The sequence below is a fragment of the Microcoleus sp. LAD1_D3 genome (assembly GCF_036702135.1).
Taxonomy (GTDB): domain Bacteria; phylum Cyanobacteriota; class Cyanobacteriia; order Cyanobacteriales; family Microcoleaceae; genus Microcoleus.
The window spans coordinates 40,157-52,394 of record NZ_JAUBSB010000018.1; the positions used below are offsets into that span (position 1 = coordinate 40,157).

Sequence of the window (12,238 nt, forward strand, 5' to 3'; positions counted from 1 at the left end):
AAATACCGAAGGCAGCAAGAAAACAGAAGGTGAAAATACTGATATTTTCAACTTTTTTTCTTCTTTTCCTTCCATCCGGCTCGTCAACCCTTTTAAATTGACAAGCTAATGCAAGAACCCTGAGAAGTTTTGCTTACTTCAATCCTGGCTTGAAAAGCTTCTTTCAGGTGGGGCATATGGGTAACGGTGAGGATGCAGGCGAAGTCGGAGGCGATCGCATTAATTGCAGCAATCAGCCGATCGCACCCTTCCGCATCCTGAGTTCCGAAGCCCTCATCAATAATCAACATTTGCAAAGCCGTGCCCGCCCGCTGAGACAGCAGTCTAGCCAGCGCCAGCCGAATCGCAAAATTAATCCGAAAAGCTTCACCGCCCGAGTAAGTTTCGTAGGCGCGAGTACCGCGAGCATCAGCAATTAAAATGTCTAAAGTGTCAATCAATTTAGTTGCTTTTTTAGAAGCAGCAGCCCGCTGAGTAATAAATTGAACGTGCAATTGATTGGCGCTCAATCTCGACAATATCTGATTGGTTTCAGCTTCGAGTTGAGGCAAAACATTTTCAATCATTAAAGCTTGAATGCCGTTTTTACCAAATGCTTGGCCCAACTCTTGATAAACTCGCTGCTGGCGTTTAGCAACTTGCATTTGCTCTTTTTGAGCTACTAGCTGAACTTGGAGATTTTCCAGATTTTGCTGCTGCTGCTGGAGGCGTCCGAGACTTCCCAAATGTTGGTCTAGCTGCTGGCGGCGGCGACCCATTTGCTGTTCGATCGCACTGATGCGAGCTGTGGGATCGGGATGTTCTTGCAATTGCTGGTTCATCGCGGAAGTTTGAGCGCTGACAGCTTGCAAATCTCGATCGCGCACTGCGATGGAATTGGCTATTTCATTAACGCGCTGCTGCACCTGCGGGTACTGCACAGTTGCCGATCGCAATTTTTCGGCGCGGGCAATCCAAAACTGCGATCGGCGCATTTCGCTGCGGACGTGTTCGTGCTGTTCCAAATTATAGCCAATTTCGGCAATGTATCTATCTAAAGACAGAATTTGCTGCTGTATTTCCGAGCTATTTTTTTGCTGTTCTAACTGTTGTTGTACGGAGGCTAATTGAGTTTGCAAATCCGGGCGGCGGGCATTAATTTTATTCCGTTTCTGCTGAGCGTCTTTGATTTGAGCTTGCTTAATTTCCGCCCACCGCAAGCGCTTTTCATCGCTGCGGGCGAGGGAGTGGCTACTATCGCTGTAATTGAGGTGTTGCAGTTGCTGTTCGATTTGCTGGAGTTCGCCCAAGTCATCGGCTGCATACTCGCCGCTACGCAGCAACCGCTCGATTTCCTCCGCGTCTTGACGCATAGTTTGCAGCCGGTTTTCGTCTTGGCTTAGTCCATCTAATTGTGCTTGCAAATGGCTGCGGCGTTCCCGCAATTCTTGGTAGGGCGCTAATTCCTCTTCTAGTTCTCGGTATTCATGTCTGAGGACTTGAATTTCGCGCTCGGAGACGGCCAACTGTTCGCGCACAACCCACAGTTGGTTCCAGATTTCCTGCTGTTGGGAGTGGTGTTTTGTGACTACCAAATTCCAGTAGTGTTCGTCTAAAGGTCGATCGCACAAAGGACAATTGCCAAAATTTGCATCCCGCACCATTAAAGGCGAATTCGATGGCTCGTTTTCTGCAAAATTCGAGGCTTTACCTTCGCCTGCGGTTTTTTCTCCTTCATGTTTCCGCAGCAGTTGCAGTTTTTGGTCGATCTCGGCGAGTCTGGTTTGATAGTCGCGGCTTTTAGCTTGCAGGTTTCCTAGAAAGTCGTGCCTTTCTTGGCCTTTTTCGCGGACTCGCTGCTGATAAACTCGCTTGTTTTCCAACTGCAAAATTTGATTGGCGATGGCCGAGATTTCCTGCTGTAATTGTGGCTGTCGCTGCTGCTGCTGAACTTGCACCTGTCGGTTGATTTCGTCTAAGCGGGCGGTTAAACCGGCGCGGGCGCGATCGAGCTTTTGTTGCTTTTGCTGCTGCTGTTGTAGCAGCGGCGAAACTTGCAGTTGCAGTTGCTCTAGTTCGTTGAGGCGCGATCGAACTGCTTGCAACTGTGCGAGTCCTTTGTCAACCTCCGGCTGCTGTTTGAGAATGTCCAGAACATCTTTTTCATCTTGTTCTAAAACCTCTAATTGAGCTTGCAACTGCTGAATTTTGCTTTGCAAAAAGCTCAGTTCTTGCCGCTGCTGTTCTTGCAATTGCTGACGCTGATTTTGGGCTTGTTGGTTAGCTTTAAATTTGCCAGCCAGAGTTTCTTCTGTGGCTTGCAAGCTGTGGAAATACGCGATGCCTTTTGTTATTTCATTTTCTTGAACAAGGAGGGCTTGCAGCTCATTTTGCTGCTGTTTGGCTGCGCTGAGTTCTTGCTGCAAGCGGCGGCATTCTTGAGTGATATTGTAGTGCTGTTGCTGGTGGCCGGCGAGGAGTTTTTGCCAGGTTTGGCGGTTGTGGTGCTGGAGTTGCAGTTGCTGCAAGTCGGTTGTGTCGGCTTGCTGCTGCTGCTGAAGCAAATCGGTTGCTTGCTGCAATTGAGTTTGTTCGGAGGCGATCGTCTCTTTTTGTTGCAGTTGCTCTTGTAAGGTTTGCAAACTCTGTTTAAGTTGATCGACTTGAGCTTTAAATTGTTTGGACGTATCCTTGGCTTGTTCGGATAAAGTATCGTATTGATCTAGTTTGAGCAGGTTGGCTAAAACTTGTTTGCGTTCGATCGGCTTTTTGAGCATAAATTCATCAGCTCGCCCCTGCCGCAAATACGCCGAGTTGATGAAAGTATCGTAATCTAGTTTGATGTGTTCGAGGATTTTTTGCTGAGTTGTTCTCAGACCTTTGTCTGTGAGCGTGCGAAAATTAAGTTTTTCCTCACTCTCGGCAGAATTCAAGCTGACTTGAAATTCCAAACTTCCCGATTGTCCGCGTCGGCGGTTGCGAATCACGCGGTAGATTTGGCCCCCGGTGGAGAAAGTGAAATCAACGCGCACATCAGTTTCGCCGATGTGGATGATATCGTCTTCCGTATCGCTGCGGCAACAGCCCCAAAGTGTCCAGCATATGGCTTCTAAGAGGGAGGATTTGCCAGCACCGTTAGGCCCGCAAATGCAAGCGGTGTGCAGGCCGCGAAAGTCTAAAGCAGCTTCGCGATAGCTGAGAAAATTTTTGAGTGTAAGTTGTATAGGAATCATTTAGGCCATCGCGCCATACAATCTATCTATAAATAACACTATTTGTACGCTGTTGCCTAGTTATTCAATCCAGATCAAGAACAATTGTCAGTGCTTCTGCAATTTCTTCCCTAATTGTCTCGGACAGGGTTCCGAGTTGTCGGACAAATCTTTGTTGCGAGACGGAACGGACTTGAAAAGTATCGGCGGCGGAGAGTTTGGCCAAGCCATTTTCTGATGTCGGTTCGAGCTGCACCATCCAATCAAGCGGGGAAAAAAGATCGTTCCATGCTGTAATTGGAACAATTACTTTGAGCCGCAAATTTCCCACTTCATCATCGCTGACAACCACAACTGGTCTAGTTTTGCCGATTTCATCTCCCACCGTTGGATCTAGTCTGACAAGCCAAATTGCGCCCTTACGCATTAGTTTTTACCCCTGCGTTCAGGTATTCTTCCTCTGAATCGAAATACGGTTCGCTGTCGGGCGACCACAAATCGTGCAGCGGCCCTCCTGGTTCATACAAAGGAACCGCTGCTTCTGCTGCGGCTCTGAGTCTCCGCTTTCTCTCAACTTTGCGCTGGGCTTTTTCTTCTATTTCTTCGCGCATCATCCGCGAAGCTGTTTCGATGATTTCTAGGCGTTCTTCTGCTGTCAGATTTTTGAGGGCTGCTAAGATTTCTGTTTTGGTCACGGTTTTTTCGGGTGGTTGGTGAGAAAGTACGATCGATCCGGGAGCATCCCGATACTCGGCAACAAACCAGATTTGTGCGGTTTTTACTGTACGGGCTTGCGACCTTACGGGTAGTTGTTGGGATTTTCAACTATCAAACCCTCACTTGTTGCTGCTGCATTCAGCTCCCCGTCAGCAGATACAAAAGTCATCGCAGGCAAACTGTTAGCTGTGCAAAGGTTATTTATGCCACAGCCTGTTGCTAGCTGCACAGCATCATAGCCTCGCAATCCGTAGGTTTCAGCTAATGCCATTGCAGAGTTAATAATGCTTTCGGTGAATTCTACAATCTGAGTATCAGGTTGTAGGTCACTCCTGAACTGATTGCACGCTGCTGTAGCATCGGTCGCATTGATACTTCTGCCGCGCGACCTTCTGGTAATTGCAGCAACAATTTCAACACTTGTAATAGCAGCAATCAATATATCGTTGTTAAGTGCAGGATCGCACAAACTCAAAACCCATGCCGAACCTATTTCATTAATGTAGCGTTTGACCAGCGCACTGCTATCTACAAAATAAATTGTCATCTAGCGGCGTTCCTCAATAATTGTCTCAGAAACAGGCTTGCCCTGTACCTGAATTAGTCGCCGTTCTGTTTGCTGACTCCCAGAAGAATGCTTGATTTTTTTTACTAAACCAGAAGTTAACAGCGCTTGGTGCAATTTTGTCCGTTGAGCAGTTTGTTCTTTCTGGGCCAGATATATCCCTATAGCGCGCTCTAGTTGCTGTAGTTCTAGCAGTTCCAGAGTGTCAAGCTGATTGAGGATTTTGTTGAAAATTCCCTGCGGCATAGGATTCTACTTTTTACGCTTGGCTAGTGTGTCTATTATACAACTATCAGACTTGCACGCTGTCACGAATATTCCGGCTTTCTGGACTTAGATTGATGGCTGAAACGACCTATTATCCTTCATCTATCGGGATTGTGCGTCCAGGACGAGTAAAGAAACCGGGTTTCTACGAAGATTTCAAACCCTACATTATCGGTCTGTGCTTATGGCGCACCCTACATCGATGATCGCATTGGCAGATTTTCCATCATCAAAAAGGGTTGACTGTATTCCTACAGCCAACCCCGCGCCTATTTATTTGTCCTGCGTTTGCTCAAACAGCAACACTACCGGGCAATATTCGGGAACGTATAGCCGACACCGACTAACAATCCCACTTCAGCTCCGTCTACAAAACCAACATTCAGTCCCGCTGTTGCTGTAAAATTTCTCGTCAGCGGCACATCTACACCCCCCGAAATCAGGAAGCCCAAAGTACCGTCATCCCCGGTAGAAATTATCACGCCAGCACCTGCATAAGGAGCAGCAGTAATCACAAAATCCTCGGTGACTTCGACGGTATTTTGAGATACAAAATCGAAGGTAACGGGAACTAGAAAAGCTAAGTCGTCCTGGAACAAAACAGTCGGCCTCACCGACAAATTGTTTGTCAAACCGATTTTGCTAATAATGGCAAATGAACCGTCGCCTAAAGCTGAATCTCCGCCAAAACCTAGATTGCCACCAATGCCGATGTAGCTGGGCCCGGAACGAGTTGCTCTGCCTGGTCGGATTTGAGTTCCTTGAGCCACTTTTTCAGTTGGTTCCGAGACAGTTGCCGGTTTTTCAGCAACTTTCGGTTGGTTTGTCAAAGCTGAGGCGGAAGTGCTGACAGGATTGCTCAACAATTCTTCTGCTGTTTTGACTTCTTTTTCTTCCTTCGTTGCTGTTACTTCCAGATTATTGCTCTGGGCAACAATTGAGGTAGGTCGATCGCTCTTTTTGGCATTCTCGACAGTGGACTGCACTTTGACGCTATTATCAGCAATTTTAGCGGTTTCTTCCGACTTTTGGGTCTCAGCAGCAATGGAGGTATTTGGCGCTGTTTCTGTCTCAGCAATTTCAGATGTTGCTGCTTCTGATTTTTCTGGTGCAGCAATAGATACTTGCAAGTTGGCTGCCGTTTCAGAGGCTGCTGGCTCTGCCGTTTCTGTTAGTTGGCTCCAACTGATTGAATCAATTTTTGTATTACTAGCGGTTGTTTCTGCGTCGGGCTTAACTGCTGAAGTTGCCGTCGGCTCAGAAATTTGGTCAATATTTTGAGCTGCGATTGTTGCAGTTGTACCGATATCCGGCAAGTTGCCAGTTTCAGCTTTCGCTGACAGGGTGCTGCAACAAACAGCTAAAGCTGCAAGATTTATTAACGCGAAAGTAGACTTGGAAAATAGACTATTCATAGAAACTCCTCAATGAAGGGTGTGTTAAAAGTGTAAGTGTTTGAGGGCGCTAGTCGAGAGCTTTGCTCAAAAAAGACACAAATATGAGTTGTGTTGTTCCTAGATTGGCATTCTACCGTTGAAGAGTCAACTCTCAAGCTGATTAGATTTAAGAACTGACGGCGGGTTTAGAGGCTAATTTAAATTTACCTATCGATCGGCTAAAAATCAATCCTAGGGGTGATTTCATCCTTAATCCTGTTTAATTGAGGAATCGATCGCGCGTCTGGCTTGCATTCTACAATACTGTACTTGGGGGCGCTGCACTCGCAGCCATGCCGGAAAAATCCGGTTTTTGAGGGCGCACCAGCTCGAAACCAAGAGACAACAAGCTTTCAACACAGTTTTGGCAGCCCCGCAGTCCAAAGCAAGTGCAGTTAAAACAACGCGATCGGCTGCTGCACAGTCCATGACAATTAATGTAGAATAATACCACCGATTCGAGAAATATTTGTGGGTCGATCGTGTCAAAATTACTGAACATTATGAAAATTGTGTAAAATTTAGTGTTCTATTTGTAAAGTTTAGCCTTCGCTTTCGCTCAGGGTCTGACCATCTAACAACAGCACGCAACTAAACAAGTAAAAAAATACAAATTATCTGATCTCAACCTGACTTTATGAGCAAAGTTCTAGTCATATTAGGCGAATTGAGCGATCGCGACATCGATTGGATGCTCGCCAACGGAACCCGCACCCAAGTCCTCCCCGGCACAACCCTGATCACCGAAGGTAAGCCCTTAGACGCCCTGTACATAGTTCTGGAGGGAACTTTGAGCGTTGCTGTATCATCTTTGGGCGACAAAGAAATTGGAAAAATTATTGCTGGGGAAGTGTTGGGCGAAATGTCTTTTGTAGACGGGAGGCTTCCTTCTGCTAGCGTCACAGCAATTGAAGAGTGCCTCATCCTATCAATTCCGAGGCGGCTGCTAACTGAAAAACTAGAGCAAGACGTGCTTTTTTCCCTGCGGTTTTATCGGGCGATTACCAAATTCCTGTCGTCGAGACTGCGGGGTACAGTCAAACGTTTCGGGGATGATACTGATTATTTAATATATCAAGATCCCGACGACGAGCGCGCCATCCCGCGAAATGTCGAAAATCCAGATTTGGCTGAATCTAGATTTCAATGGCTGTTGCAGCGTTTGAAGGGGAGTTGAAGGAAGAGGGAAGTTCGGCAACGGATTCTGTAACGGATGTAACGGATGTAACGGATTTCAGGAAGAAGGAAGAGGGAAGAAGGAAGAAGAGAAAAGAACACCTATTTCCAATTACCAATTCCCAATTCCCCATTAGAAAACATATTTTTCAGCGACGCGCCAGTAGCGGGAAAAACGCTTTAAATCAATGTAGCCATCGTAGCGGACAAAGGGTTCTGGCGGCAAAACTTCTACTGGGTGCGATCGCTTAATTTGCTGGCAAATATCCTGAAACCGAGGACTGGGACTTTCCGCAGTTACCACTTGATTTGCGCCGGATTCGATCGCAAAAGCGATAACTTCCGCAGCCACATCGCCCCGCCGAATAACTACCGGCAACTCCAGCAAACATTCGTAAATAAACACCATTCGTTTGAGACTCAACTGCCATTCATCAATGAGTGCATCATCCCAAACCCAGATGGCCGGTGCCTCTGGGTGCGCTTGAAAAGCCGGGCCTTCAGGACTCAAGCAGTCGCCGTGCAGCCAAATAATCGGATTGTTCATAAATTGCGAATTGTTGACTGTTGACTGTTGACTGTTGACTGTTAACTGGTGACTGTTGACTGTTGACTGTTGACTACTGACTACTGACAACTGACTACTGACTAATAACTTTTTAATTTCTGCGACCTTTTTTAGGGCTGTTCCAACTTTTAGAACCGCCGCTGCGATCGACCTTTTCTCCCAAAGGAAACAATTTCCCTTCCAAATATTCGTAAGTTCCCTCAAAATCGCATTGCCCATACAGAGGACAATCGCGACAATAAACCGCCTTAGTGTAACGCTCCAAATTTTCCCGATTAAAAAAATAAGGTTTGTGACTAAAAGTGCTGGCTACCCACTGCCAAGAAAGATTATTGCTCGCGGGATCTCCATCTAGCAAATGTTGCAAAAACCAGCGAGCTCCCGCTTGCCAGCGCACGCGGCGCCAGTGTACCAGATAAGCGGCCATCCACATCCGCTGGTGGTTGTGCAAATAACCAGTTTCTCGCAACTCGCGGCTGAAACTGTCGATGCAAACCAAACCAGTCGCGCCCTCGACGACATCCTGTGGCAGAGTTTCGCTGTAATCTTTAGCAGTGTAACCAGTTTTGTAGGCTTCCCGGTCTTGCCAAATCCCGTTGCCCAATTCGGCGTACAGTCGCTGCCAATAATCCCGCCAACCCAACTCGTTGACAAGTTTCACAGCATCTTCTGGATGCCCCACCTTCTCCAGCACGGCATCCCGGACTTCGGCAAGACTCAAAACGCCGTAGCGCAAATAGGGCGACAAGCGCGTTACCGCACCGTTGAGGAAATTGCGGGTTGAGGCGTAATTGCCGGGGTCAATTTGTTGCAGGGCTGTCTCGGCTGCTTTGCGCCCGCCTAGGATGGGGGGTACGCTGCTGTCCCGGGCGGCGGCTTCGGGGAACTGTTCACGCACGTAGGCAATTAATTCGTCGCGGCTGGCAAATTCCCGCTTCATGTCCTGACTCATTCTTTTCTCAAGCACCTGCTATTGTTTCTTAATGTTAAAGCTATTCGATCGGGCGTGCGGGTCGATCGCCCTAAATTGCTTTTCGCTCCTGGTAACTCACATCTTGCACATCAGCAACAGGCAAGATGCCTGTTCCACAAGAAATATTTATCTTTTGTGGAACAGGCATCTTGCCTGTTCATAAAAGGCTAATTGAGAATGGTGCAAGATCTCAGTGGTAACGTACAGTTTGCCCCAGCAGCAATTGATCGTCTCCTAGCAGCGAAAATTAGCATCAAACAGTACACTCAGGGATAGATATCATAGCAAAATCTTATGGAAACTTTTCCGGCGGACGCTCAAGCGATCGCCAGCTTAGCTAACAGACAGCAGCCAGGTACAAAACAACTGGAAAACAGCGAAATTCAAGAGTTCGATCGAGCCATGATGCGCCGCTGTATAGAATTAGCCCGCCGCGCGCTAGGCAAAACCGCACCCAATCCGCTAGTCGGTTCTGTAATTGTCCGAGACGGCAAGATTGTCGGCGAAGGGTTTCATCCCGGTGCCGGTCAACCTCACGCCGAAGTTTTTGCGCTCCGAGAAGCGGGGGAACTCGCCGAAGGAGCGACCGTCTACGTGAACCTGGAACCCTGCAACCACTACGGGCGGACTCCTCCCTGTTCCGAAGCTTTAGTTAAGGCCAAGGTGGCAAAAGTAGTGGCTGGCATGGTCGATCCGAATCCTTTGGTAGCTGGAACTGGGCTGGCCCGGCTGCGAGAGGCTGGCATTGAAGTGGTGGCGGGAGTGGAAGGGGAAGCTTGCCAGAAACTCAACGAGGCTTTTGTACACCGGATTTTGTACCGCCGGCCTTTTGGAATTTTGAAATATGCAATGACTTTGGACGGTAAAATTGCTACCAGTACCGGCCACAGCGCTTGGGTAACAGGCGAGGAGGCTCGGAGCGAGGTACACCGGGTGCGCGTCGGCTGCGATGCTGTGATTGTTGGGGGAAATACGGTGCGTCTGGACAATCCTCTACTGACAAGTCACCAGCCTGATAGGAATAATCCTCTGCGCGTGGTGATGAGTCGCACTTTGGATTTGCCGAAGTCGGCTTGGTTGTGGGAAACCTCTGTGGCGGCTACTTTGGTGCTGACTGAGCCTGGGGTTAACCGCGAATTTCAGGAATTTTTGATCGCAAAAGGGGTGGAAGTTGTGGAATTGTCGCCGCTGACGCCGACTAATGTTATGGCTTATTTGTACGATCGATCTTTTCTTTCTGTACTCTGGGAGTGTGGCGGCACTTTGGCGGCCGAGGCAATTGCTGAGGGTGCAGTTCAAAAAATTATGGCTTTTATTGCTCCTAAAATTGTCGGCGGCCAAGGAGCTCCAACTCCTGTAGGAGATTTGGGGTTTTCCGCAATGACTGATGCTTTGACTTTAGAGCGGGTTTCTTGGCGCGCAGTGGGTGCAGATTGTGTAGTGGAAGGCTATTTGAAAATTAAAGATTGAAAGTTAAAAGCGAGTCTTTTTAGTTTTTGATTTTTAACTCCTTTTATGGTTGAAATTCTGATTTGGAGTTTGATGGTTGGCAGTCTCGGCTTGGAGGCGGCGCTCGCGGGTGTAGTGGTGAGCCGCGAGCAATTGGCTGCGGGGCAAAAATGCGATGAGGAGGAGGAAGTTTTGACTCGGTACGAATCTCAAGAAGATAATTTTAATGCGCCTGAAAATGCGCGCTCGAATGGCAATCCCAAACCCGCTCCTAATGCTGTTGATTTGACGGTTTGGGAGTACAAGATTGTGCGGGCTAGCAACGATTTGTTTCGCAATCCTGCGATTTTTCACAAGCTGTGCCAGGAAGAGGCGGAAGTTGGCTGGATTTTGCTCGAAAAGCTCGACGACAGGCGGGTGCGGTTCAAACGTCCGATCGCGCTGCGGGACGCCCCGAAGCCTAATTTACCCACCTTTGACCCTTACCGCACTCATTACGGCCCGCTCTCGAATACGATGACTTGGGCTGCGGTGATCGTGTTTCTGAGTGCGATCGTGCTTCCTGCTGTTTTGGGCTATGCTTTGGTGTCTACTACTCTAACCAGAAGTCGCTCTAATTGGCCTCCGGCACCTGTTCAATCTTTGCCCTCTCCCAGGGGGTAAGAAACTAATAAGTGAAAGATCGGCCCAATGAAAGATGGAAGATGGAAGAGAGAATTGTTTGTTTTAATATCAAGTACGGTCAAAAGTTTATAATTAGGTTTGTAGTGAAGACTTAAGTCTTCTCTTCTCTTAAGAGGGTGACAACAAACAATTATATTATAAGTCATTAACCGGACAGTATCTAACTGACAAACCCGCAGAATTATTTAATCATAAAATTTTCTTTAATTCTGCATTCTGTCTTCCACCTTCAGATTTGGACTGCCTTCGAGTGTAAACCCTCATGTCATAGAAGCGGCGTGGGAGAAGGAGCGGAAAGCAATCTCAAGTCATAATTTGTATCGCCTTGAAATTGAGAAACGCGGACGAAATAAGTCCCCGCAGGCAAAGCCCCATTGCTGACAATTGTTTCTGAAGCCGTGCTTAAATTGTTAGACGAAGCAATAATATCGTCTAATCCAACTGCGCCGTTGCCGTTGATATCTTGAATTAATTCAACATCAACATCTGCACTCAAACCGTCAACAGTTACACTGAAAAGGCTGGGAGTATTGAGGATAAAACTGTAAATGTCGGCTGGTTCAGCATTTCCCACAAAATCGCTCGCAGTTTGAATTTCTGTGAGAATGCCCAGGGTTTTTGCTGCGATCAAATTGTCGGCGGGATCGGGGAGAGTGCTCAACAATCCTTCTTGTAGACCGAATTGAATGTAATGGTCGATCGCACTTCTAACTGCCCCACTATTGACTGCTGCTGCTACCAGCGGATATTTTTCTAGATAAAAGCTGGGATCGAAGAAAACGCTGGCTTTGCGGTTTTCTAATTGACCGGCTTTGAAGTAGTGTTCAAATGGGGTAAATTGATTGGTTTGAACTGCTGTCTGAACGTCTGGGTTGCTTGCTAGATAGAAACCAACATCGAAGAAAGGGTTGGGGTTGCGTCGTTCAAATTGACCGAATCTAATAAAGTGATCGGCTGCTGAAAAGCCATTGAGTTTCGCTGATACCGCTACATCTGTATTGGTGTCTAAATAATAGCTGGCGTCGAACAGGGCATTCGGGTCGCGATTTTCAAATTTGCCAATTTTTCGGTAGTGATCGAAGGGACTCGATACCGTGCCTCTGGCAACTGCTACGGCGACATCTGGGTTGTTTTCGAGATAAAATTTGCTGTCGAACAGTGTTCTGAGGGTTAGCATTATTAAAAAAATCTCTCTGGACTTTAGTCTGGAAA

Annotated in this window: 13 protein-coding genes; 3 read left to right on the plus strand and 10 right to left on the minus strand. The window is 47.5% G+C overall.

Annotated features, from left to right (window positions below):
• Positions 1-92 precede the first annotated feature (92 nt).
• The 7 genes from QUA74_RS13060 to QUA74_RS13090 form a co-directional block, all read right to left on the minus strand.
• Positions 93-3,212 (minus strand): AAA family ATPase, encoded by a 3,120-nt coding sequence (locus QUA74_RS13060; protein ID WP_333329193.1) that lies wholly within the window; start codon positions 3,210-3,212, stop codon positions 93-95.
• Between the two features lie 64 nt (positions 3,213-3,276).
• Positions 3,277-3,618 (minus strand): type II toxin-antitoxin system PemK/MazF family toxin, encoded by a 342-nt coding sequence (locus tag QUA74_RS13065; protein ID WP_333329196.1) that lies wholly within the window; start codon positions 3,616-3,618, stop codon positions 3,277-3,279.
• Positions 3,611-3,886, minus strand: a complete 276-nt coding sequence (locus tag QUA74_RS13070) for a hypothetical protein (protein WP_333173825.1) — start codon at positions 3,884-3,886, stop codon at positions 3,611-3,613. Before QUA74_RS13070 ends, QUA74_RS13065 begins: the two co-directional genes overlap by 8 nt.
• A gap of 104 nt (positions 3,887-3,990) precedes the next feature.
• A complete protein-coding gene (locus QUA74_RS13075; protein WP_333329199.1) occupies positions 3,991-4,455 on the minus strand; it encodes a type II toxin-antitoxin system VapC family toxin in 465 nt (154 codons plus the stop codon).
• A complete protein-coding gene (locus QUA74_RS13080) occupies positions 4,456-4,719 on the minus strand; it encodes a hypothetical protein (protein WP_333025420.1) in 264 nt (87 codons plus the stop codon).
• A 326-nt stretch (positions 4,720-5,045) separates the two neighbouring features.
• A complete protein-coding gene (locus tag QUA74_RS13085) occupies positions 5,046-6,155 on the minus strand; it encodes a hypothetical protein (protein ID WP_333329203.1) in 1,110 nt (369 codons plus the stop codon).
• A 231-nt stretch (positions 6,156-6,386) separates the two neighbouring features.
• On the minus strand, positions 6,387-6,665 hold the full coding sequence (locus tag QUA74_RS13090) for a hypothetical protein (RefSeq protein ID WP_333329206.1): 279 nt from the start codon (positions 6,663-6,665) through the stop codon (positions 6,387-6,389).
• Between the two features lie 148 nt (positions 6,666-6,813).
• Here QUA74_RS13090 and QUA74_RS13095 point away from each other — a divergent pair, with 148 nt between their 5' ends.
• The gene (locus tag QUA74_RS13095; protein WP_333329209.1) at positions 6,814-7,353 is read left to right on the plus strand and encodes a cyclic nucleotide-binding domain-containing protein; all 540 of its coding nucleotides are present in this window, start codon (positions 6,814-6,816) and stop codon (positions 7,351-7,353) included.
• Positions 7,354-7,485: 132 nt separating this feature from the next.
• On the opposite strand, the gene QUA74_RS13100 is transcribed toward QUA74_RS13095, so the two are convergent.
• Together QUA74_RS13100 and QUA74_RS13105 are read right to left on the minus strand one after the other, a co-directional pair.
• Entirely contained in the window at positions 7,486-7,899 is a 414-nt protein-coding gene (locus QUA74_RS13100) for a hypothetical protein (protein WP_333329212.1), read from the minus strand.
• A 112-nt stretch (positions 7,900-8,011) separates the two neighbouring features.
• Complete coding sequence (locus tag QUA74_RS13105; RefSeq protein WP_333329214.1) at positions 8,012-8,872, minus strand: FAD-binding domain-containing protein; 861 nt, start codon at positions 8,870-8,872, stop codon at positions 8,012-8,014.
• Positions 8,873-9,187: 315 nt separating this feature from the next.
• On the opposite strand from QUA74_RS13105, the gene ribD reads away from it, so the two are divergent.
• Together ribD and QUA74_RS13115 are read left to right on the plus strand one after the other, a co-directional pair.
• Positions 9,188-10,363 carry a bifunctional diaminohydroxyphosphoribosylaminopyrimidine deaminase/5-amino-6-(5-phosphoribosylamino)uracil reductase RibD gene (gene ribD, locus QUA74_RS13110; RefSeq protein WP_333329216.1) on the plus strand — a complete coding sequence of 392 codons (1,176 nt, stop codon included), beginning with the start codon at positions 9,188-9,190 and terminating at the stop codon, positions 10,361-10,363.
• A 45-nt stretch (positions 10,364-10,408) separates the two neighbouring features.
• Positions 10,409-11,005: a hypothetical protein gene (locus tag QUA74_RS13115; RefSeq protein WP_333329218.1), complete on the plus strand. Its 597-nt coding sequence runs from the start codon at positions 10,409-10,411 to the stop codon at positions 11,003-11,005.
• Between the two features lie 286 nt (positions 11,006-11,291).
• Here the strand turns inward: QUA74_RS13115 and QUA74_RS13120 are convergent, their stop codons facing one another.
• Entirely contained in the window at positions 11,292-12,203 is a 912-nt protein-coding gene (locus QUA74_RS13120) for a PPC domain-containing protein (RefSeq protein ID WP_333329221.1), read from the minus strand.
• Between the last annotated feature and the right edge of the window lie 35 nt (positions 12,204-12,238).